Source organism: Kitasatospora sp. NPDC023176, assembly GCF_055560495.1.
Map to the genome: position 1 here is coordinate 19,943 of NZ_JBVHIP010000047.1, position 20,871 is coordinate 40,813.

A 20,871-nucleotide genomic window follows, 5' to 3' on the forward strand; every position below is an offset into this window, starting at 1 on the left:
ACCCGCATGACCCACCGGCGTTGGTTCACCCCCTGGCTGCTCGCCGGCCCCGCGATACTCTGGCTGGCCGTCTTCAACCTCTGGCCGGCCGTCAACACGGTGATCCTCTCCTTCACCAACGCCAAGCCCATCGGCGGCGGGCACTTCACCGGCCTGGAGAACTACGGCCGGCTGCTGGACGACGCCCAGCTCGCCGACGCCCTGCTCAACAGCATCGTCTTCATGCTGGTCTGCCTCCCCCTGCTGACCGTCCTGCCGCTGCTGCTCGCCCTGCTCGTCCAGCGCCGGATCCCCGGCATCACCTTCTTCCGCACCGCCTTCTACACCCCGGTGATCGCCTCCGCCGTCGTGGTGGCGCTGGTCTGGGGCTGGGTGCTGGACGACCGGGGCCTGGTCAACGGCCTGCTCCAGCAGAGCGGTCTGGCGGACTCCCCGGTCTCCTTCCTCACCGACCGCTGGCTGCTGCTGTTCAGCGCGATCGCCCTGACCGTCTGGAAGGGCCTGGGCTACTACATGGTCATCTACCTGTCCGCGCTCGCCAACGTCCCGCGCGAGCTGCACGAGGCGGCGGCCGTGGACGGCGCGAGCCCGCTGCGCCGCTTCTGGCACGTCACCCTGCCCGGGGTGCGTCCGACCATGGTGCTGATCTCCGCGCTGATCTCGGTGAGTTCCCTGCGCGTCTTCTCCGAGCTGTACGTACTCTCCAACGGACAGGGCGGCCCCGGTGGCCGCGACATGTCGGTGGTGATGCTGATCCAGATGTACAGCCGCGGCTTCAACGGCCACCTGGGCTACGCCTCCGCGCTGAGCCTGCTGCTGTTCGTCATCACCCTCGGCCCGATGCTGTTCCTGATGCGGCTGAACCGGAAGGCGGCCTGAGCCCGTGACCACCCTCCACCCGAAGCCGGCCCGCGGCTTCAACTCGCCGTCCCCCGCCCGGACCGCCGCCCGCTACCTGCTCCTGCTGCTCGTCCTGCTGCTGGTCATCGGCCCCTTCCTGTGGCAGCTGTCCACCGCCCTCAAGGGCCCCGCCGAGGACGTCTACACCCGCACCCCGGCCTTCCTGCCCGAGCAGCCGACCCTCGGCAACTTCGGCAAGGTCGCCGACACCATCCCGGTGTGGACGTACGCCCTCAACTCGCTGATCGTCGCCGCCGTCTGCATCACCGGCAACGTGGTCGGCTGCACCCTGGCCGGCTTCGCCCTGGCCCGGCTTCGCTTCCGCGGCGCCAGGCTCGTCCTCGGCCTCTTCCTGGCCACCCTGGTGCTGCCCGGCGAGGTCACCATCGTCTCCCAGTACGTGCTGGTGCGCGGCCTCGGCCTGGCCGACAGCCTGGCCGGCGTCGCCCTGCCCGGGGCGATCGCCATGCTCAACGTGCTGCTGATGCGCACCGCCTTCGCCGCCGTACCGCTCGAACTGGACCAGGCCGCGCTGGTGGACGGCGCCAACGTCTGGCAGCGGCTGTGGCACATCGGCCTGCCGAACGCGCGCGGCATGCTCAGCGTGATCGTCATCTTCACCTTCATCGGCGCCTGGGACGACTTCCTCTGGCCGCTGATCGTGCTCAACGACCCGCAGAAGTACACCCTGACCGTCGGGCTCCAGTACCTCAACGGCACCTTCTCCGCCAACCCCCGGCTGATCGCCGCCGGCACCATGATCGCCTTCCTGCCGATCGTCGTGGTGTTCGCCGTCTGCCAGCGCTTCTTCTTCAAGGGCGTCGAGGAGGGAGCCGTCAAGGGATAGCCCATTTCCCCTACGGCCCACACGAGTTGAGGAAGCCCACCGTGACCACCCCCGCGACCACCCCCGCGACCACCACCGCCACCACCCCTGCGACCGCCCCCGCGAGCACCGCCCCGCAGGCTCCGCGCTTCGGCGTCAACTACACCCCCAGCTCCGGCTGGTTCCACCACTGGCTCGACTTCGACCTGGACGCCGTGCGCGCCGACTTCGACTCCATCGCCGCCCTCGGCCTGGACCACGTCCGGGTCTTCCCGCTCTGGCCGCTGTTCCAGCCCAACCGCACCCTGATCCGCCCGCGCGCCGTCGAGCAGCTGACGGCCCTGGTGGACGCGGCCGGCGAACGCGGCCTGGACGTCGCGGTGGACGGCCTCCAGGGCCACCTGTCGAGCTTCGACTTCCTGCCGTCCTGGACCCAGACCTGGCACCGCCGCAACCTCTTCACCGACCCCGAGGTCCTCGACGGCCAGGCGGCCTACCTGCGCACCCTCGCCGGGGCGCTGCGCGAGCGGCCGAACTTCCTCGGGATGACGCTCGGCAACGAGATCAACCAGTTCTCCGGCGCCCCGCACCCCGACCCGGACCGCATCACCCCGGCCGAGGCCGAGGCCTGGCTGCGCCGGATGCTCGCCGCCTGCGAGCAGGGCGCGCCCGGCCGACTGCACCTGCACGCCTCCTACGACGCGGCCTGGTACCTGGACGGGCACCCGTTCACCCCCTGGCACTCGGCCCGCCTCGGCGCCGCCACCGCCGTGCACTCCTGGGTGTTCAACGGCACCGCCCAGCGCTACGGCGCCCACTCCACCGCCACCGCCCAGCACGCCGCGTACCTGGTCGAGCTGTCCAAGGCCTGGGCCGAGGACCCGGCCCGCCCGGTCTGGCTGCAGGAGGTCGGCGCGCCCGCCCCGCACATCACCGCCGGGGACGCGGCCCGGTTCACCGGCGCCACCGTCGAGGCCGTGCTGGACTGCCCGGACGTCTGGGGCGTCACCTGGTGGTGCTCCCACGACGTGGACCGCTCGCTCGCCGACTTCCCCGAACTGGAGTACAGCCTCGGCCTGTTGACGACCGACCGGAGCGTCAAACCGGCCGGCGCCCGGCTCGCCGAGGCCGCCGCCGAGGCCCGCCGCGGCTGGCAGCCGCCCAAACCGCGCAGCACCGCCGTGGTGGTCGGCACCGGCGACGAGGTCACCTCCCCCCGTCGCGCGGACTGCGGCCCCGGCGGCCCGGTGTACGAGGCCTTCATGCGCCTCGCCGAGGCCGGCGCCCGGCCGACCACCGTGCTCGCCGAACGCGCCGGGGACCGCGCGCACCTGGCCGCGCGCGGCATCACCGAGGTGGTCCACCCCTCCGACGTACGTTCTCTCTAGCCAGCGCTGTCCCTCGCCACGCAACGGAGCCTGCCGACATGCACGATGACCGCACCCTCGTCGAGTCCCGCCTCAAGCGCGTCCTGGAGGAGCGCATCCTCCCCGCCGTCTACCCCGAGTCCGTCCCGCTGGAGGTCGGCATCTGGACCGCCCCCGGCGAGCCCGTCCCGGTCGCCGAGGGCCTGGCCGCGCCGCGCACCCCGATCGCGGTCGGCGACGCCTGGGGCGCGCCCTGGGGCACCAGTTGGCTGACCGTGTCCGGCACCGTGCCCGAGGCCTGGGCCGGCCGGACGGTCGAGGCGCTGATCGACCTCGGCTTCGACGCCAACATGCCCGGCTTCCAGTGCGAGGGCCTGGTCTACCGCCCGGACGGCAGCCCGGTGAAGGGCCTCAACCCGCGCAACCAGTGGGTGCGGATCGCCACCCCGGCGGCCGGCGGCGAACAGGTGCTGCTGCACGTCGAGGCTGCCGCCAACCCGGTCATCCTGGACTACCACCCCTTCCTTCCCACCGAGTTGGGCGACAAGGAGACGGCCGGCGACCAGCCCCAGTACCAGCTGGCCCGGATGGACCTCGCGGTCTTCGACGACACCGTCTGGCAGCTGTCGCTGGACCTGGAGGTGCTCGGCGAGCTGATGGCCGAGCTGCCGGTGGACGGCGCCCGCCGTTGGGAGGTGCTGCGCGCGGTCGAGCGCTGCCTGGACGCGATCGACCTCCAGGACGTCAACGGGACGGCCGCCGAGGCCCGTTCGCAGCTGACGGCCGTCCTGGCAGCGCCCGCCGCGCCGTCCGCGCACCGGATCAGCGCGATCGGCCACGCCCACATCGACTCCGCCTGGCTGTGGCCGCTGCGCGAGACGGTGCGCAAGGTGGCCCGCACCACCGCCAACATGACCGCCCTGCTGGAGGACGAGCCGGAGTTCCGCTACACCATGTCCCAGGCGCAGCAGTACGCCTGGATCAAGGAGCACCGCCCCGAGGTGTACGCCCGGGTGCGCAAGGCGGTGGCCGAGGGGCGGTTCGTCCCGGCCGGCGGCATGTGGGTCGAGTCCGACACCAACATGCCCGGCTCGGAGGCGATGGCCCGTCAGTTCGTCCACGGCAAGCGCTTCTTCCTGGAGGAGTTCGGGATCGAGAACCACGAGGCCTGGCTGCCGGACACCTTCGGCTTCACCGGCGGCCTGCCGCAGATCATCCGCAACGCCGGCTCCAAGTGGCTGCTGACCCAGAAGATCTCCTGGAGCCAGGTCAACAAGTTCCCGCACCACACCTTCCTCTGGGAGGGCATCGACGGGACCCGCATCTTCACCCACTTCCCGCCCGTGGACACCTACAACTGCTCCATGAAGGGCAGCGAAATCGCCCACGCGGCACGGAACTTCAAGGACAAGGGGGTGGCCCGGCACTCGATCGCGCCGACCGGCTGGGGTGACGGCGGCGGCGGCACGACCCGCGAGATGGTCGCCAAGGCGGCCCGCCTGCGGGACTTGGAGGGCTCGGCCACCGTCCGCTGGGAGAACCCCGCCGAGTTCTTCGCCAAGGCCGAGGCCGAGTACCCGAACCCGCCGGTCTGGGTCGGCGAGCTGTACCTGGAGCTGCACCGGGCCACCCTGACCAGCCAGGCGAGGACCAAGCAGGGCAACCGGCGCAGCGAGAACCTGCTGCGCGAGGCCGAACTCTGGTGCGCCACCGCCGCGTTGCGCACCGGCGCCGAGTACCCGTACGAGCAGCTGGACCGGATCTGGAAGACGGTGCTGCTGCACCAGTTCCATGACATCCTTCCCGGCTCCTCGATCGCCTGGGTGCACCGCGAGGCCGAGGCCACCTACGCGGCGCTGGCCCAGGAGCTGGAGGCCCTGATCGGCGCGGCCCAGCAGGCGCTTGCCGGGGCGGCGGAGGGCGGGCGCGAGCTGGTGTTCAACGGCGCGCCGCACCCGCGTTCGGCCGTCCCGGCGGGCGGGGCGGCCGTCGCCGCCACGGACGGCCCGGCCTGCACGGTGACCCCGCTCGACGGCGGCGGCTTCACCCTGCGCAACGGCCTGCTGGAGGTGGTGGTCGACGCCGACGGCCTGATCGCCTCGGTGGTGGAGACGGCGAGCGGCCGGGAGAGCGTGGCCCCCGGCAGCCGGGCCAACCTGCTGCAGTTGCACCCGGACTTCCCCAACATGTGGGACGCCTGGGACGTCGACCAGTTCTACCGCAACACCGTCACCGACCTGACCGGCGTGGACTCGCTGACCGCCTCCGCCACCGACGACCGGGCCGAAGTCCGGATCGCCCGCTCCTTCGGCTCCTCCACCGTCGTCCAGACCCTCACCCTGGGCGCGGGCGAGCAGCGCCTCGACATCGACACCGAGGTCGACTGGCACGAGACCGAGAAGTTCCTCAAGGCCGCCTTCCCGCTGGACGTCCACACCGAGCGCTACGCCGCCGAGACCCAGTTCGGCCACCTCTACCGGCCCACCCACACCAACACCAGCTGGGACGCCGCCAAGTTCGAGGCCTGCAACCACCGCTTCGTCCACCTGGACGAGCCCGGCTGGGGCGTGGCCCTGGTCACCGCCTCCACCTACGGCCACGACGTCACCCGCACCGTGCGCCCGGCCGACGGCGGCACCACCACGACCGTCCGCTTCTCACTGCTGCGCGCCCCGCGCTTCCCCGACCCGAAGACCGACCAGGGCCTGCACCGCTTCCGGCACGCGCTCGTCCCGGGCGCGGCGATCGGCGACGCCGTCCGCGAGGGCTACCGGATCGGCCTGCCCGAGCGGCGGGTCACCGGCAGCGCCGAGCACGTCGCCCCGCTGGTCGAGGTCGACAACGACGCCCTGGTGGTCAGCGCCGTCAAGCTCGCCGACGACCGCAGCGGCGACCTGATCGTCCGGGTCTACGAGGCGGGCGGCGGCCGGGCCCGCGGCCGGCTCTCCACGTCCTTCCCGCTGGGCGGCGCCGTCCCCTGCGACCTGCTGGAACGGCCCTGGGACGGCACCCGTGGCGAGGTGACGGTGGCGGAGGGCGCGGTCCGGCTGGCGCTGCGGCCGTTCGAGCTGGTCACCCTGCGGCTCAGCGCGGCCCGCTGACCGACGTACCGTGAAGCCCCACAGGCGCCCTGGCCCCGCGCGGCCCGGGGCGCCGCCCCCGCGACCCCTGGAGCCCGCCATGCCGCCCACCGCCCCGCTGTTCGCCGCCGTCGACATCGGCGGCACCAAGATCGCCGGGGCGCTGGTCGACGACGACGGCCGGCTGCGGCACCGGCTCCAGCTGCCCACCCCGGCGCGGGAGCCGGGCGCGGCCGTACTCGCCGTCGTCCACAAGGTACTGGACCAGCTCGCCGGCACCCCCGAGTGGGCCGCCGTGACGGCCGTCGGCATCGGCAGCGCGGGACCGGTCGACCTCGCCGGCGGCACCGTCAGCCCGGTCAACATCCCCGGCTGGCGCGGCTTCCCGCTGGTCGCCGAGGTCGCCGCGCACCCGGCGGTGGCCGGCCGTCCGGTCCGGCTGGCGGGCGACGGCGTCGCGATGGCCGCCGCCGAGCACTGGCAGGGCGCGGCCCGGGGCGCCGACAACGCGCTCTGCCTGGTGGTGTCCACCGGCGTCGGCGCCGGGCTGGTGCTGGACGGCGCCGTCCGGCCCGGCCCCAGCGGCAACGCCGGACACCTCGGCCACATCACCGTCGAACTGGACGGCGAGCCCTGCCCGTGCGGCTCCCGCGGCTGCCTGGAGGGCCTGGCCAGCGGCACCGCGATCGCCCGCCGGGCGCTCGCCGACGGCTGGCGCCCGCCCGGCGAGGACCGCACCGCCCGCGCCGTGGCCACCTCCGCCGCCGCGGGCGACCCGGTCGCGCTGGCCGCCTTCGACCGGGGCGCCCAGGCGTTGGCCGCCGGGATCGCCGCCACCGCCGCCCTGGTCGACCTCCAGCGGGTGGTGGTCGGCGGCGGCGTCGCCACCGCCGGGGAGGTGCTGTTCGCCCCGCTCGCCCGCCACCTGGACCGCTACGCCGCCCTGTCCTACGTCCGCGGCCTGGACGTGCGCCGCGCCGAACTCGGCACCGACGCCGGGCTGATCGGCGCCGCCGCGCTCTGCCGCTGACCGCCCTGGCCCGCCCTGACCCGCCCTGACCCACCCTGACCGCCCAGACCGCCCTCCTCGGAGACCACGGCATGCCGCCCTACGCCCTGCTCCACAACCCGGTCCGCCACTACCCCTGGGGCTCCCCCACCGCCATCCCCGCCCTCACCGGCAGCGCACCCGACGGCACCCCGCAGGCCGAGCTGTGGATGGGCGCCCACCCCTGCGCCCCGTCCCGGGCGGCCGGCCGACCGCTCGACGCGCTGATCGCCGCCGACCCGGACGGCCTGCTCGGGCCCGCCACCGTACGGCGGTTCGGCCCGGCGCTGCCGTTCCTGTTCAAGGTGCTGGCCGCCGACCGGGCGCTCTCCCTCCAAGTCCACCCGACCCGCGCCCAGGCCGAGGCCGGGTACGCCGACGAGCAGGCCCGGGGCATCCCACCGGCCGCCCCGGAGCGGGTGTTCAAGGACCGCTCCCACAAACCCGAACTGCTCTGCGCACTCAGCGACTTCGAGGCCCTCTGCGGCTTCCGCCGGCCGGCCGGCACCGCCCGGCTGCTGGACGCCCTCGGCGTACTCGCCCCCTGGTCCGCCACCCTGCGCGAGCGGCCCGCCGCCGAGGCCCTGCCCGTCCTGCTCCGGGAGGCACTGACGGCCGAAGCTCCCCGACCCGCCAACGCTCCCGAACCCGCCGACGCTTCCCGACCCGCCGACCGGCGCCGGCTCTCCGAGGATCCCCAACTCGCCTCCGTCACCGAGGCCTTGCGCCGCACGGCGGCCTCCGACGGCCCCTACGCGCAGACCTGCGCCGCCTACGCCCGGCTGGCCGAGGAGTACCCCGGCGACCGCGGGCTGCTCGCCGCGCTGCTGCTCAACCACGTCCGACTCCGCGCCGGGCAGGCGCTGTACCTGGACGCCGGGGTGCCGCACGCCTATCTCCGGGGCACGGGCGTGGAGTTGATGGCCAACTCGGACAACGTGCTGCGCTGCGGACTCACCACCAAGCACGTCGACGTGGACGGACTGCTGGCCGTCACGTCCTTCCGCGCCGCCGAGCCGGTCCTCCTCACCGCCCGCCCACTGAGCGGCGTGGAAGCCGAATTCCCCTCCCCCGCCGAGGAGTTCCGCCTCTCCCGGCTCCGCCCGCCGGTCACCCCCGTCCGCGTCGAGCTGCCCACCCCGCAGATCCTGCTCTGCGTCGCGGGCCACGCCCGGCTGCACGCCCCCGGACACCCCGGCCTGGACCTGCCCCGGGGCGCCTCCGCCTACCTGCCCCCGGGCGCCGGACCGGTCGAACTCACCGGCTCGGGCGCGGAGCTGTTCCGGGCCACCACGGGCCGCTGAAGCCCGATGCGCCGCCCAGGCGGGCAGCGGGTGGCCGAAGCCCGATCCGCTGCTCAGGCGGGCAGCGGATGGCCGAACAGCAGGTCGTAGCCGTCCGGCAGCTGCTCGATCACCCGGTCGATCATTTCCCCGGGGACGAGGTCGGTCAGGGTGCTCAGCACCGCCCCGATGTCCCACTGCGCCGTCGCCGTGGTCGCGCCGTCGATCCAGCCCACCACGGCCTCCACGAAGCGCTCGGCGGTCAGCGGCTCGGCGGCCGGTCCGGTGTCCCGGAGCAGCGAGGCGTACGTCCCGGGCAGCGCGTCGGCGAGTTCCATCCGCTCCGCGCCCACCAGGTGCTCGCCCAGCAGGCCGAGCACGACCCGGGCGGCGTGGTCCGCCTCCGCCGCGCCCCGGTACTCGCCGCGCTCCACGACGCGGGCGAGGAAGTCCTCCCAGGAAATCGTCATCGCGTCCTCCTTCCGGCCTGCGGGACCGGGCCGGGCCGGCGGCGAGGCTCCGCGGGCCTGCCTCATCGCAGCCCGTGACCGCCGGGGGACGTACCGGTTCCCGTGCTGCTCAGGGTACTGCGGTCCGGCCGGGGCGATGCCCGTCGGTGCGGGCGGGGCCCGGTCCCGAACGGAACCTTGACGACGGATGCCGAGCGGGGAGGCGGGGGGAGGGGGTGCGGGAGGCTGGAGGCCGGACCGACGGATCGACGCCGTTGTCGATCACGCCGCCGGCCCGCGCCGTCACCGGCACGGGAGCCCACGCAGTCGGCGGGGGTCAGCCCGCCGAGGTACGGCACCGCCGGCGCGGGCCCCGCGGCGAGCCCAACCCGCCACCGAACCGGGCCGGCACCCGCTGCGCCGGCGCCGTCGACTTCGCGGCTGCGACGGCGGCGGAGGCCGCGGCAGCGGCCCGGCCGTCGCCACGCCCCGTGTCCGAGGCCGCTCCGGCCGCCGAGACCGACATAAACGCCGACAGAAAGCGCCGCTCGTTCTGGCTGAGTTTGCGCGAACGCCCGGATTCCCGGTCCCGCGCGACCACCACGGTCCGCGCCCGCATAAATGTGAGCGGATCGCGGCAGACATTCACCTCGACGTGCGCGGAACTCCGCCCGAGGTGCTCCACCGTCAGCCGCACCGACAAAGGCTCGGGGCGGTGGTGCAACTGTTCCAGGTAATCGATTTCATGCCGGGCGATAATGAATCCCGACGGGAACAGCGATTGCCGGACGGCGGTCACGTGGTGGCGGAACAGGTCGTGAATCCCCTCCTGGATGTAGCCGACCAGCCGGGCGTTGTTGATGTGCCCGTTCTCGTCGACGTCGCTCCACCTGGTGGGGCAGGACAGCACGTGCGCGCCCGAGTGCGGCGCGCTCACTGCTGCGTCAGCCCGGCGCCGGCGCCGGTGGGGAGCAGCGCCCGCTGCAACCTGGCATAGTAGCCGGACTGTTCGGCCGCCATCCGGGCCGCCGTCCAGCCCTCCTCGGCGGCCTCGGCGGCCGCCTGGACGACCAGGCTGTCGAGCATCATGTCGACCGACCGGCAGAGTTCGGCGACTGCGGCGAGCCGTTCGGTGACATCCGCCGCGCCGGCCGCGTTCCGGGCCGGAAAGGCCGCCAACGAGTCGACCGCGAGCTGCAGATCGTCGATGGCGTCCGACCGGATTTCCTCCGGGGAATTCCGCATGCTTTTCTCCAGGACCAATTCGGGCCGTTTACGGCCCGGTAGCTGACGTTCGAATACACCCTGATCGGTGTCGGCCCCCCGACGGCTTCGACGCTATCCCAGTCGGCGCGGGTCCGCAGATGGTTTCCGGACGGCGACGGGAAACTGACTTCCATCGGAGTAGTTTGCGGGGGTACACAATATGCCCCATCAGCCGAACGCGGTAAGCAGAACGGGTGGTATCGCCGACCCGCCGAGCAAGATCGACTACCGTCCGTCACAGATCTGCTACCAGCCACCGCCGCGCGGGGTGCTCAGCCAGAACCGGCCCGGCTCCGCCGGCACGGGCGCGAGGTCGATGGCCGCCGCGCCCCGGAGCCGCTCCCGTTCCAGCTCCCGGCCGCGGTCCCGGTCCCGGTCCCGGTCCCAATCCCGGTCCCGGTCCCGCGCGGAGCGTCAGTGCCGCCCGGACACCAGGTCCGCCACCCGGGCGATCGGCGAGGTGGTGGCCCGCCCGGCCGCCTCCTGCCGGTCGGCGGCGTGGTACGCGGCGTACATCGCCCGCACCCCCAGCCAGCGCAGCGGCTCCGGCTCCCAGCGCCGCACCGAGTGGCCCACCCAGGGCAGCCCGGTCAGCTCGGTGTCCCGCCCCAGCACCAGGTCACGCAGGGTGCGGCCGGCCAGGTTGGTGGTGGTCACCCCGCTGCCGACGTACCCGCCCGCCCAGCCGAGCCCGCTCGCCCGGTCCAGCTCGACCGTCGCGCACCAGTCCCGGGGGACGCCCAGCACACCGGCCCAGGCGTGGTCGATCCGGGCCCGCGCGGCGCCCGGGAAGAACCGGTCCAGGATCCGGCGCAGCTGGCGCACGGTCTCCACCTGGGTGCCGCCGTCCGAGTCCGTCCGCGAGCCGAAGCGGTACGGCACCCCGCGCCCGCCCAGCGCGATCCGGTCGTCGGCGGTCCGCTGGGCGTACATGTACGCGTGCGCGAAATCCCCCAGCACCTCCCGGCCCTGCCAGCCGACCTCCGCCCAGAACTCGGCGGGCAACGGCTCGGTGGCCACCATCGCCGAGTTCATCGGCAGCCAGGTGCGCCGCTCCCCGCGCAGCCCGGCGGTGAACCCCTCGGTGGCGCGCAGCACTTGCCCGGCGGTCACGGTGCCGTACGGGGTGACGGCACGCGGTCGGCGCCGGCCGCCGCCCGGCAGGATCGCGCCGACCGGAGTGGACTCGTACACCTCGACTCCCAAGCCCCGCACCACCCTGGCCAGGCCCCGGGCGAGCTTCGCCGGCTGGATCCGGGCACCGTACGGGGACCAGGCACCGCCGAGGGTGCCCGCGACGCCGATCCGCTCCGCCGCCTCCTTCGCGCCGAGCCGCTCCACCCGGCCGTCGCCGTAGCCGCGCTCGGCCTCCACGTACGCCCGCAGCCGCTCCAACTGCGGTCTGCTCCGCGCTACTTCGAGCACGCCGCCGGGCACGATGTCCGCGTCGATCCGCTCGGCGGCCGCCGTCTCGACGACCTCCCCGACCGACTCGTCCATCACCCGCTGCATCGCCACCGCGCTGCCGAGCCCGTACGTCCTCGCGAAGGCGCCACGCCCCGCGAAGCCGTTGTACAACCACCCGCCGTTGCGCCCCGAGGCGCCGTAGCCACAGAACCGGCGCTCCAACAGGGCGATCCGCAGGGAGGGTTCGGCCTTCTTCAGGTAGTAGGCCGTCCACAGCCCGGTGTACCCGCCGCCGACCACGCACACATCCACGTCCCGGTCCCCCGGCAGAGCGGGCCCCGGCTGCGGAACCCCGTCCGCCGCGTACCAGAACGACACCCCACCGTTGACCGCCACCACCGGAACCTCCCACACCGTCGCCGACCTGCCCGGACGCTACTCCGGGCCGCTCACCACAGAACACCCGCACACTGCCAGGATCCGGCCACCGGACCAGCCACCCTGTCAGACCTCCAGCAGCTCCAACACCCGCGCCCAGTCGTACGATCCGGGCACGAACTCCGCGACCCGCACACCCATCCGCCGCAGCCTGGTCAGGCTCTCCCCGTACGCCGGATGCGCCGCCTGCGCGGCGCTCAGGCACGGCTGCACGGCCACCGGAATCCCCCACCCGTACGACTCGCACAGGATCCCCAACGCGAGCGTGTCCGAGATCCCGGCACTCCACTTGTTGATCGTGTTGAACGTGGCGGGCGAGACCACGAGGGCATCCGGATCCGGCAACGGCCGAGGATCCCCCGGCCTCCGCCACGCGGAACGGATCGGATACCCCGTCTGCGCCTCGATCGCGCCGGCGTCGACGAACCCCATCGCCAGCGGAGTCGCCACCACCCCGACCTCCCACCCCCGCCCCTGCGCAGCGGAGATCAACTCCCCCACCCCACCCGCAACCCCCGCCGCACACACGACCACGTAGAGCATCGGCATTCCCCGAACTCCCCTCTCACCACCACCACGCCGACCATCAGGCCCTCCACGCTAGCCACCCCCGCACCGGACCGGTGATCCCGCATCCCTCACTCACGATCGAGGCACCACGAGATCCGCATGAACGGTCTTCCCGAAGGCTTCGACGGTGGCTCCCCACCGCCCGCCCGTCAGCTGGTCGATCAGAGCCATCCCCCGATGACACTCCTCATCCTCACGAGCCACCATCACCACGGGCAGCGCACGGGCCCCGTCCCGCACCGCCAACCGCACCGTCCGGTCCGTGACCCGCCGGATCGTGACGGTCATCCGAGTCAGACACCCCGTCCTCACCGCATTGGCGACCAGCTCGCTGATGATCAGCTCAGCGGCGTCAACGAGATCCAGCAGCCCCCACTCCTCCAGCTTCTCCCGCACCATCCGACGGGCCTTCCCGGCCGACTCCGGCCGGTACGGCAGCATCACGGTCGCCGGCCTCGACACCCGCTCGTCAATCAGAAGCCCACTCGTCATCGACAACAGCCCCTCGGCCATCGGAATCTCGAACCGAAGCGCTGCGGGAGACGGCCCTCAGACCACCGACCAAAGCAGCGCGTGACCAGTGAACGACAATGCGTTACCGTCGACCAGAGCAGACCTGCGGCACTTTCCAGGCGTTTCCCAGGCGTCGCAGGTGCACGGCTGGGAACGATGACGTTCGTGGAACGGGGACGGATGAGCAGCAAGCGCGATCTGTTCGCTCGAAGGCGCCGGGAGCTGGGCTACAGTCAGGAAAGGCTCGCTGCCGATCTCGGGGGCGCCACTTCCACTGTCACCCGCTGGGAGTGCGGCCACGCCGACCCCCAACCTCAACAGAGGCTGAAGCTTGCAGCGCTCCTCAAGGTCACCACCTCGGAGCTGGACGGATTCCTGAATCCGCTGCCCAAGGCACCAATTCGCCCGACGGTCCCCACGCCCATCGACGAGAGTGACGACATGAAGAGACGCGAGGTCCTCGGGCTACTTGCGGCGACGGGGGCCTTGATCACGCTCGCCTCTGGTGAGAGCACGACCGCATCAGCAGCTTCCGTTCCATCCCCCGACGCCGATGACCTGGTGAACGCACATCTTTGGCAGGTTTTCTCGGCATCCCGGAACAAGCAGGCGATCTACCCTCTGGTGCGACGCCAGCTGGGAGTTCTCGCAGCCGGGCTCCGCTCAGTCAGTTCCGGCGACGAGCGGAAGCAGCTCTGCGGGCTGGCGGGAGACCTCTATCAACTCGCCGGTGAGATCCTCTTCGACGCCAATCGGTACACGGACGCCGCGCAGTGCTACACCCTCGCCGCAGCCGCCGCCCGCGAAGCATCGAAGCACGACCTCTGGGCCTGCGCATTGACTCGTCACGCCTACATCGAACTCTCCGAGCGTCGATTCGCCATCGCCGAACCGATCCTCGCCGCAGCGTCGCGAATCGCTCGGCGAGGGGACGATCAACTCTCCACCCGTCACTGGGTCGCCGCCGTCCAAGCCCAGGCCTACGCCGGCCTCGGGCAACTGGAATCCTGCGACCGGGCGCTGGCAGAGGCAGAGCAGGTGCGCGATCTGACCGGCCCGATGCAGAACGGTGGCTGGTTGCGGTTCGACGGCACCCGGCTCGCCGAGGAACGCGGCACCTGCTACCTCGCCCTCGGCCGACCGGACCTTGCCGAGCAGTCCTTGCGTAGCGCGCTGGAGATCGGTCTCTCGCCGCGACGTCGCGGCGCCGTCCTGGCTGAACTCGCCGCCCTCAGCGCGCATTGCGGCGACATCGACCAGGTCGTCCACTTGAGTGCGGCGTCCATGGCTCTCGCCGACGAGACCGGATCCGGCTACATCGCAAAGAAGCTAGACGGGCTCAAGCCACATCTCGCACCTCTGATGAAGGACGCCCGGATCGCAGAGCTTCATGACCACATCTCAACGCTCCAGCAGGCTGCCTGACGAAAGGAATCCCACATGACCGAGGATGGCCGGATCTTCCGCGAGGCCTGGATCGCCGGGGTGCGCAAGCACTTCCCGGGCGAGCCCAAGCCCGGCTACGTCGCGCCCTGGGACGACACCCCCGCATGGGAACGGCAGTCCGCCGCAGCCGTGTTCGGGCAGGTCCGCGACTTCGTCACGGTCAGCGGCGGCGGCACCGCCAAGCTCAGCCGGGAGCAGAAGGGCCGCTTCGTCGCCCTCTGCTGGATCGCCCAGATCCACAGGCACATCGACGACCCCAAGCCCGGCTACACCGCCGACTGGGACGACCTGCCGAAGTGGCAGCAGCAGACCGACGCCGACATCTTCGAGGCCATCGAACGCCACCTCTGAGCTCCCGAGCCCGGCCCGCGCCTGCGGCATCCGCAGGCGCGGGCCCACGGCCAAGGTGTCCGTCCACCGGGCGCCGCCAGGACCACCCGGCGCACCGCAGGGGCCGCCCGTGAGGTCGACCGGGCGATGAGCGAGCATGGCGACCGTGGTGCGCCGTCCGTCAGCGACGGCCGTCGGCGGGATCGGGGAGGTCCGGGTGTACTCGGTGGTGCGGCGGCTCTCCGTCCGGATGCGGGCGGCGATCGCTTCCGCGCTGGCCTCGGTGCTGGCGTTCGGGCTGGCGACGGTCTGGGTGAGCGACGCGGTGCGCGCGCAGTGGCTGCCGGCTGCCGAGGCCCGTGCGGTGGGCGATGCGGCGCTGTTGCAGCAGGCCGTCACGGCGGGCCTGGGCTGGAAGGGGCCGCCACCGTTCGAGGGCTATCAGGACTCCGCGTACGTGGTGCTCTTCGAGGACGGCTCGTGGGCCAAGTCGCCTCCGGGTGGACCCGGCGGCCCGGCGCTGCACCGCGGGCGGCGAGCAGGTGCGGCTGACCGCCAAGGAGTTCGGTGTGCTGGAGTGCCTGGCCCGGCGGCCCGACCAGGCGATCCCGAAGGGGGAGATCCTGGACGCGGTCTGGGACAGCACCTTCCGGGGCGACCTCAACATCGTCGAGGTGTACGTCTCCGCGCTGCGCCGCAAGCTGGCCCGTACGGCGGCCCGGTGCGAGATCGAGACGGTCCGCGGCATCGGCTACCGCCTGGTCCCGCTGCGCGGCGCCGGCGCCGGTGCCGCGCATCCACCGCCGGCGGCGCCCGTCAGGAGGGCAGCCGCGCCGGGGTGACCACCGAGGGCGGTGAGCACTGCGGGGAGGTGCGGCAGACGGTCAGCGGCCGGGGGTTGACGCCGTCGAGGACCTGGACGGACCACAGCACCGGGTAGCTGCCGCCGCAGATGCCGCAGGTCGGGGACGGCGGCGCGGTGAAGCCTTCGGGCGGCGGGCCGAAGCCGGGCAGGGCGGTCGGCGGCGTCGTTACCGGGGCGGCGGCCGGCATCGGCGGGACGGCGGGCGGCGCGGGGAAGGCCGGGCGAGGTGGTGCCACCGGCGGCGGGGGCACCACCGGAGGCGCGGGCGGCACCGGAGGCGCGGGCGGCACCGGGGCCGGGGGCGGCGGCGCCCCCCATACCGCCAGCCCCGCCACCAGCGCCTCGAAGTCGTACCCGCACTCCCCGCAGGTGATCAGCGCCCCCTCCGTCCGCATGTCGCCGCACCCGGGGCAGAAGGTCACCGGGTGCTCGTCGGCCTCGGTGCTCTCGCAGCGCGAGCAGATGAAGTCGGGCTCGACCTTGCCCTGTTGGAAGAACGCCCCGAAAATCGCGAACGGATTGATCTCGCCGTCCTTGCCGTGGGCCGCGCGGACGACCGTCGTGATGAGCTTGAGCCGCCGTCGCCGTTCCCGCATCCGCTGGAGGTCCAGGTTGACGACCTTGGTCTGGCGGCAGTCCCGGCAGGTGCACAGGGTCCGGACCGGCAGCCGGGAGCGGATGCCGAACTGGCGGTACAGGAACTCGAAGGCCGCCCGCTGCTCGCTGCCGACCCGCACGTCCACCACGCCGACCCCGACCGCCGTCAGACTCCCCTCCACGGTGGCGGCCAACTGCGCTATTTCGGAGGCGAGTTGATCCGGTACGCCGTCCGGCCGGCTGCTCATCATCACCGGGATCGCCAGCAGGCCGGCCAGAGCGGCCCGGTCCAGGGCCAGGACGCCCTCCCGGGAGTGGAAGACGACGCCCTGGACGCCGCCCCACAGCGACGGCCCGGCGCTCCGGGGGGCGCCGGAGAGCCGCTCGTTGATGAGGGCGGTCACGCCGCCGACCACCCGCTGGCCGGTCTGGTGGTGCCGGGCCAGGGTCTCCGCCTGGGGTGCGCGGGCCCACCAGCGGGGCTGGGGGAAGCCGGCCGCCGCGTCGGGATCGAGGCCGGTCAGTGCCTGGTCGAGGGCGAACAGCGCGCCCTGGTAGGCCGTCACGTACGGGGACTGCACACCCAGGGCGACCACCGAGACGGCCCGGTCGGTCAGGTGCACGGACATCGTGGTGTGCGGGGCGGCGGCGGCCGGGCCGGCCGCGAACCGCAGACACGCCGCGAGCGGGACTTCGTCGGGCAGCAGCATCGCGGAACGGACGGCCGAGCCGCGCCGGGCCTCCACCACGGTGGCCAGCTCCGAGGTGACCTGGAAGCCGAGCGAGCGCAGCGCCTCCACGGCCGCCGCCCGGACGCGTCCGGCGTCGGCCCGGACGCGGCGCTCGGCGTCGAGGGTGATCGAGGCCAAGACTCCTCCGTGGGACTGGAATTCGGGACGCGACGACCGCGCGACGGTCCGGGAGTCTAGCCACGAACAGCCGTCCCGCGCAGGGCGAATCCTCAGATCGCCGCCCCGGCCCCGGGGCCCCGCCGAGCCGGCCTGAACGCCGCCGTGCCCACCCCCGTACGGACGCGAGTACGGACGCGAGTACGGGGGCGGGCACGCGGGCGGGCACGGCGGAAGGCGTGGGCCGCTCAGCCGATGGTCGAGCCGGCGACCGGCTCGGACAGCTCGACGGTCTTGCCGTTCGCCCCGGCCTTGACGAACTGCCAGGTGAGGCCGTTGATCACGCCCTTGCCCAGTGGGGCGAGCTTGGCGAAGGCGGGCTGACTGAGGTCGATGTGGGTGGAGTCGCAGGACGGACACTGGTCCCTCACCGGGACGGTGATGGTCTTGCCCTGGTAGGTCACCTTGACCGAAATGCCCTTGCACAGCTGGTCGTTGTTCGGGTTGGCGGAGGTCCACCAGGTGTGCGAGACGGCGACCAGCAGTTGGTCGGCGGCGTTGATCCGGGTGCCGCAGGCGCCGTAGCCGGCGTCGTTGTAGTAGGTGGCCTTGCCGGTCATCGGCTTGTTGACCGGTATCGCGGCACTGGCCGAGCCGGCGGTGAGGGCGATGAGGGCGGCGGCCGCGAGCGGGGCGCCCGCGAGGATCCTGAGGTTCGTGCCGATGGCGCGCATGGTTCGTTCCCTCCGGTTCGTCGATCCCGGGAAAGGTCATGGGCATGACAGGCAGAAGTCACCGAAGCCGCAGGGCAGTTCGGCGATCCGATCCGACCCGATGCCCACCCGGTGAAGGGAACGTATGCGTTCCGTCTCGGCGTGGTCCAGACCTCCGCAGTGTTGCCATGAACACAAGTCAAGAATCTTTACCAATGCGGCCGAAGGGGCGAAGATGCGTGACCACCCCGCCACGCAGAGTGTTGACAGGCCGTCACCCCCGCCCGCACCGGAGGCCCGTCCCATGCGCACCGCACTCGCCGCCCTGCTTCTCGGCGCCGTCCTGACCCCGGCCCTCGCCGCCGCGACGCCGGCCGCCGCGACCCCGCGCGAGGTGAACCAGGGCTACAGCATCCCGGTCGGCGGCGTCACCGATCTCGGCGCACTGCCCGTCCTCGGCAGCCTCGGACTGGACTTCGCCCACCTGCTCGGCCAGTAAGCTCTCGGGCCCGCTCGGCCGACAACCCCTCCCATCCACTCCGCCGACAACCCCTCCCACCCGCTCGGCCGGCGACCCCTCCCACCTGCTCAGTCGGCAGCCCCTCCCGGAGGCCCCGCCCCGGGTTGGCGAAGATCACGGACCAGGGCCGCCCACCCGGGTTACCCTCGACCCGCGCGGCCCGTCGGCCGCGCTGCCGACCGAGGGGGGAACACGTGATCGGGGACCTGCTGCCGGACTTCGTGGTGACCGAGGTGGCCTACGACGACCCGCCCGAGGCGCGGCTGGAGCCCGCCGAGGAGGCGGCCGTCGCCCGGGCCGTCGACAAGCGCCGCCGCGAGTTCACCACCGTCCGCCACTGCGCCCGCACCGCCCTGGCCCGCCTCGGCGTCCCGTACCGCCCGCTCGTCCCGGGCCTGCGCGGCGCACCCAGCTGGCCGGACGGCGTGGTCGGCAGCCTCACCCACTGCGAGGGCTTCCGCGCGGCCGCCGTCACCCGGACCGGCGCCCTGGCCTCCCTCGGCATCGACGCCGAGCCCGCGCTGCCGCTGCCGGAGGGCGTCCTGGAGTCCGTCGCCCTGCCCGTCGAGCAGCAGCGGCTGGCCGGGCTCGCCGCCGGGCGGCCGGACACACCGTGGGACCGCATCCTGTTCAGCGCCAAGGAGTCCGTCTACAAGGCCTGGTTCCCGCTCACCGAGCTGTGGCTGGACTTCCACGAGGCCGAACTCGACCTCTCCCCCGACGGCACCTTCACCGCCCGGCTGCTGGTCCCCGGCCCGGTCGTCGCCGGCCGCCGGCTGGACGGCTTCGACGGCCGCTGGGCGGTGCGCGACGGGCTGCTCGCCACCGCGATCGCCGTCCGGCCGTAACGGTCGTCAGCCGAGCCGTACCCGTGGACCGCCCCGAGTCGTGACCACCGACCGCCGAGCCGTAACCGCCCGTCACCCGGCGGTTCGCCGTCCGGGCATATCCTCGTCCCCGTGACGGTGACCTATGTGATCGACGGCGAGAAGATCGGCACCCTGGAGGACTTCTGGGACGTGGTCGGGCGGGAGATCGGCGTCGACGGCTACTTCGGCCGCAACCTGGACGCCTTCGCCGACTGCCTGAGCGGCGGCTTCGGCACGCCCGAGGACGACGACTACGTGATCGAGTGGCGCCACCACGAGGCCGCCCGCCGCAACCTCGGCTACCCGGAGACGGTCCGCCAGCTGGAGCGCCGGCTCACCCGGGTCCACCCCACCAACCGCGCGCAGGTCTCGGCCGAGCTGGCCGCCGCCCGCGCGGGCCGGGGGCCGACGGTCTTCGACTGGCTGGTCGACATCATCGAGGGCCGGCACCCGGGCGGCCTGCGCCTGCTCTGACCCTCCGCCTGCCGGGGATGCTCCGGCGGCTGTGACGCTCCGCCTGCCGGTACGCTCCGGCGGCTCACAGCACGTCGGACAGCCGGACGAAGCGCCGCCCCGCCGCCAGCAGCCCCGGCACCGCCGCCGCCACCCCGCGGGCGGTGCCGCGGCCCGGCTGGTTCATGTGCCCGATGACGATCGCCCCCGGCGGCGCCGACGCCACCTCCTGCTGCACCTCGGCGGCCGGGAGCGTCGCCCCGCCGTCGCCGTTCACGCTGAACCCGGCGATGCGTTCGCCCAGATCGGCGACCACCCGGGTGGCGACGTCGTCGTAGTACGCGGTGCCGGAGCGGAAGAACCGCGGCGGGTGCCCGAGCAGCTCGGTCAGCTTGTGGGCGTTGCCCGCCACCTCGTCGTACACCTCGCCGACCCCGCCCGTACCGGCGATCCCCTCCGCCGAACGGCCGGTCACCGAGAGCGGACGGTGGACGGTACCGTGGTTGCCGATCTCGAACAGCGGGTCGGCGGCGAGTTGCTCGAAGGTCTGCGGATTGGCGTCGATCCAGCGGGCGTTCAGGAACAGCGTGGCGGGGACGTCGTGCGCGCGCAGGAAGTCGATCAGGTCGGCGTCGTAGCGGCTCCCGCCGGGCCCCCCGCAGGCGTCGAATGTGAGCGCCATGGCGTGCTCGCCCTCCGGCAGCCCGGTGACCACCCCGGGGAGGTCCAGGCCCCACTCGGTCGGCGCCACGGCCCCGTAGCGCTGGACCAGCTCGGCCCGGCCGGGCTCCCGGGGGGCCCCGGACGCGGCGGCGGCGGAGGGCGCGGCCGACGGACCGGCCGAGGGAGTGACGGACGGCGTGACGGACGGCGTGACGGACGGCGTGCCCGAGACCGCCGGCGCGGACGGCGCGGACGGCGCGGACGGCGCAGCCGACGGACCTGAGGGAACGTCGGGCGCCAGCGCCGCCCCGCCCCCCTCCGCGCCCCGCCCCGCCCGGCACCCCGCCAGCGCGCCCCCGGCCACCAGCGTCGCCAGCAGCGTTCGCCGACTCAGTGCCACACCAGCCTCCCGACCGACCC

Annotated in this window: 21 protein-coding genes; 12 read left to right on the forward strand and 9 right to left on the reverse strand. The window is 73.3% G+C overall.

From position 1 onward, the window contains the following. The first annotated feature begins 6 nt into the window (after positions 1-6). The 6 genes from ACZ3YL_RS37925 to manA all read left to right on the forward strand — a co-directional run bounded on the left by ACZ3YL_RS37925 (position 7) and on the right by manA (position 8,525). Entirely contained in the window at positions 7-879 is an 873-nt protein-coding gene (locus ACZ3YL_RS37925; protein ID WP_188309337.1) for a carbohydrate ABC transporter permease, read from the forward strand. A 4-nt stretch (positions 880-883) separates the two neighbouring features. Continuing rightward, positions 884-1,747 (forward strand): carbohydrate ABC transporter permease, encoded by an 864-nt coding sequence (locus ACZ3YL_RS37930; RefSeq protein ID WP_465662041.1) that lies wholly within the window; start codon positions 884-886, stop codon positions 1,745-1,747. A 41-nt stretch (positions 1,748-1,788) separates the two neighbouring features. Beyond that, positions 1,789-3,114: a glycoside hydrolase 5 family protein gene (locus ACZ3YL_RS37935; protein ID WP_465662043.1), complete on the forward strand. Its 1,326-nt coding sequence runs from the start codon at positions 1,789-1,791 to the stop codon at positions 3,112-3,114. A 38-nt stretch (positions 3,115-3,152) separates the two neighbouring features. Beyond that, entirely contained in the window at positions 3,153-6,194 is a 3,042-nt protein-coding gene (locus ACZ3YL_RS37940; protein ID WP_188309335.1) for an alpha-mannosidase, read from the forward strand. A 79-nt stretch (positions 6,195-6,273) separates the two neighbouring features. Next, positions 6,274-7,203 (forward strand): ROK family protein, encoded by a 930-nt coding sequence (locus ACZ3YL_RS37945; RefSeq protein WP_465662044.1) that lies wholly within the window; start codon positions 6,274-6,276, stop codon positions 7,201-7,203. Between the two features lie 71 nt (positions 7,204-7,274). Next, entirely contained in the window at positions 7,275-8,525 is a 1,251-nt protein-coding gene (manA, locus tag ACZ3YL_RS37950; RefSeq protein WP_465662045.1) for a mannose-6-phosphate isomerase, class I, read from the forward strand. Between the two features lie 53 nt (positions 8,526-8,578). Here the strand turns inward: manA and ACZ3YL_RS37955 are convergent, their stop codons facing one another. The 6 genes from ACZ3YL_RS37955 to ACZ3YL_RS37980 all read right to left on the reverse strand — a co-directional run bounded on the left by ACZ3YL_RS37955 (position 8,579) and on the right by ACZ3YL_RS37980 (position 13,147). Continuing rightward, positions 8,579-8,974 carry a DUF2267 domain-containing protein gene (locus ACZ3YL_RS37955; RefSeq protein ID WP_188306198.1) on the reverse strand — a complete coding sequence of 132 codons (396 nt, stop codon included), beginning with the start codon at positions 8,972-8,974 and terminating at the stop codon, positions 8,579-8,581. 316 nt (positions 8,975-9,290) lie between these two features. Further along, the gene (locus ACZ3YL_RS37960; protein WP_465662046.1) at positions 9,291-9,890 is read right to left on the reverse strand and encodes an acyl-CoA thioesterase; all 600 of its coding nucleotides are present in this window, start codon (positions 9,888-9,890) and stop codon (positions 9,291-9,293) included. Continuing rightward, positions 9,887-10,198 (reverse strand): hypothetical protein, encoded by a 312-nt coding sequence (locus tag ACZ3YL_RS37965; RefSeq protein ID WP_188306200.1) that lies wholly within the window; start codon positions 10,196-10,198, stop codon positions 9,887-9,889. The genes ACZ3YL_RS37960 and ACZ3YL_RS37965 overlap by 4 nt, the downstream gene beginning before the upstream one ends. 435 nt (positions 10,199-10,633) lie before the next feature. Next, entirely contained in the window at positions 10,634-12,025 is a 1,392-nt protein-coding gene (locus ACZ3YL_RS37970; protein WP_465662047.1) for an NAD(P)/FAD-dependent oxidoreductase, read from the reverse strand. 105 nt (positions 12,026-12,130) lie between these two features. After that, the gene (locus ACZ3YL_RS37975) at positions 12,131-12,613 is read right to left on the reverse strand and encodes a flavoprotein (RefSeq protein WP_188306202.1); all 483 of its coding nucleotides are present in this window, start codon (positions 12,611-12,613) and stop codon (positions 12,131-12,133) included. Between the two features lie 93 nt (positions 12,614-12,706). Next, positions 12,707-13,147 (reverse strand): ATP-binding protein, encoded by a 441-nt coding sequence (locus ACZ3YL_RS37980; protein ID WP_465662049.1) that lies wholly within the window; start codon positions 13,145-13,147, stop codon positions 12,707-12,709. A 180-nt stretch (positions 13,148-13,327) separates the two neighbouring features. Between ACZ3YL_RS37980 and ACZ3YL_RS37985 the strand changes: the two genes are divergently transcribed. The 3 genes from ACZ3YL_RS37985 to ACZ3YL_RS37995 all read left to right on the forward strand — a co-directional run bounded on the left by ACZ3YL_RS37985 (position 13,328) and on the right by ACZ3YL_RS37995 (position 15,765). Further along, positions 13,328-14,572: a helix-turn-helix domain-containing protein gene (locus tag ACZ3YL_RS37985; protein WP_465662051.1), complete on the forward strand. Its 1,245-nt coding sequence runs from the start codon at positions 13,328-13,330 to the stop codon at positions 14,570-14,572. Between the two features lie 15 nt (positions 14,573-14,587). Next, entirely contained in the window at positions 14,588-14,944 is a 357-nt protein-coding gene (locus tag ACZ3YL_RS37990; RefSeq protein WP_188306205.1) for a hypothetical protein, read from the forward strand. A 479-nt stretch (positions 14,945-15,423) separates the two neighbouring features. Then, positions 15,424-15,765, forward strand: coding sequence for a winged helix-turn-helix domain-containing protein (locus ACZ3YL_RS37995; protein ID WP_465662054.1), 342 nt, complete (start codon positions 15,424-15,426; stop codon positions 15,763-15,765). Here ACZ3YL_RS37995 and ACZ3YL_RS38000 read toward each other — a convergent pair. Further along, positions 15,740-17,254, reverse strand: coding sequence for a hypothetical protein (locus tag ACZ3YL_RS38000; protein ID WP_465662055.1), 1,515 nt, complete (start codon positions 17,252-17,254; stop codon positions 15,740-15,742). The two genes, ACZ3YL_RS37995 and ACZ3YL_RS38000, sit on opposite strands and share 26 nt — an antisense overlap. 227 nt (positions 17,255-17,481) lie before the next feature. Beyond that, positions 17,482-17,967 carry a cysteine/serine endopeptidase inhibitor gene (locus tag ACZ3YL_RS38005; protein WP_465662057.1) on the reverse strand — a complete coding sequence of 162 codons (486 nt, stop codon included), beginning with the start codon at positions 17,965-17,967 and terminating at the stop codon, positions 17,482-17,484. Positions 17,968-18,250: 283 nt separating this feature from the next. Here ACZ3YL_RS38005 and ACZ3YL_RS38010 point away from each other — a divergent pair, with 283 nt between their 5' ends. From ACZ3YL_RS38010 to ACZ3YL_RS38020, 3 genes are all read left to right on the forward strand, one after another. After that, positions 18,251-18,445, forward strand: coding sequence for a hypothetical protein (locus ACZ3YL_RS38010; protein WP_188307534.1), 195 nt, complete (start codon positions 18,251-18,253; stop codon positions 18,443-18,445). A 215-nt stretch (positions 18,446-18,660) separates the two neighbouring features. Then, entirely contained in the window at positions 18,661-19,314 is a 654-nt protein-coding gene (locus ACZ3YL_RS38015; protein WP_188307533.1) for a 4'-phosphopantetheinyl transferase family protein, read from the forward strand. A 111-nt stretch (positions 19,315-19,425) separates the two neighbouring features. Further along, positions 19,426-19,809, forward strand: coding sequence for a barstar family protein (locus tag ACZ3YL_RS38020; protein WP_188307532.1), 384 nt, complete (start codon positions 19,426-19,428; stop codon positions 19,807-19,809). A gap of 64 nt (positions 19,810-19,873) precedes the next feature. Here ACZ3YL_RS38020 and ACZ3YL_RS38025 read toward each other — a convergent pair whose 3' ends face one another. Further along, positions 19,874-20,851: a polysaccharide deacetylase family protein gene (locus tag ACZ3YL_RS38025; RefSeq protein ID WP_465662059.1), complete on the reverse strand. Its 978-nt coding sequence runs from the start codon at positions 20,849-20,851 to the stop codon at positions 19,874-19,876. Between the last annotated feature and the right edge of the window lie 20 nt (positions 20,852-20,871).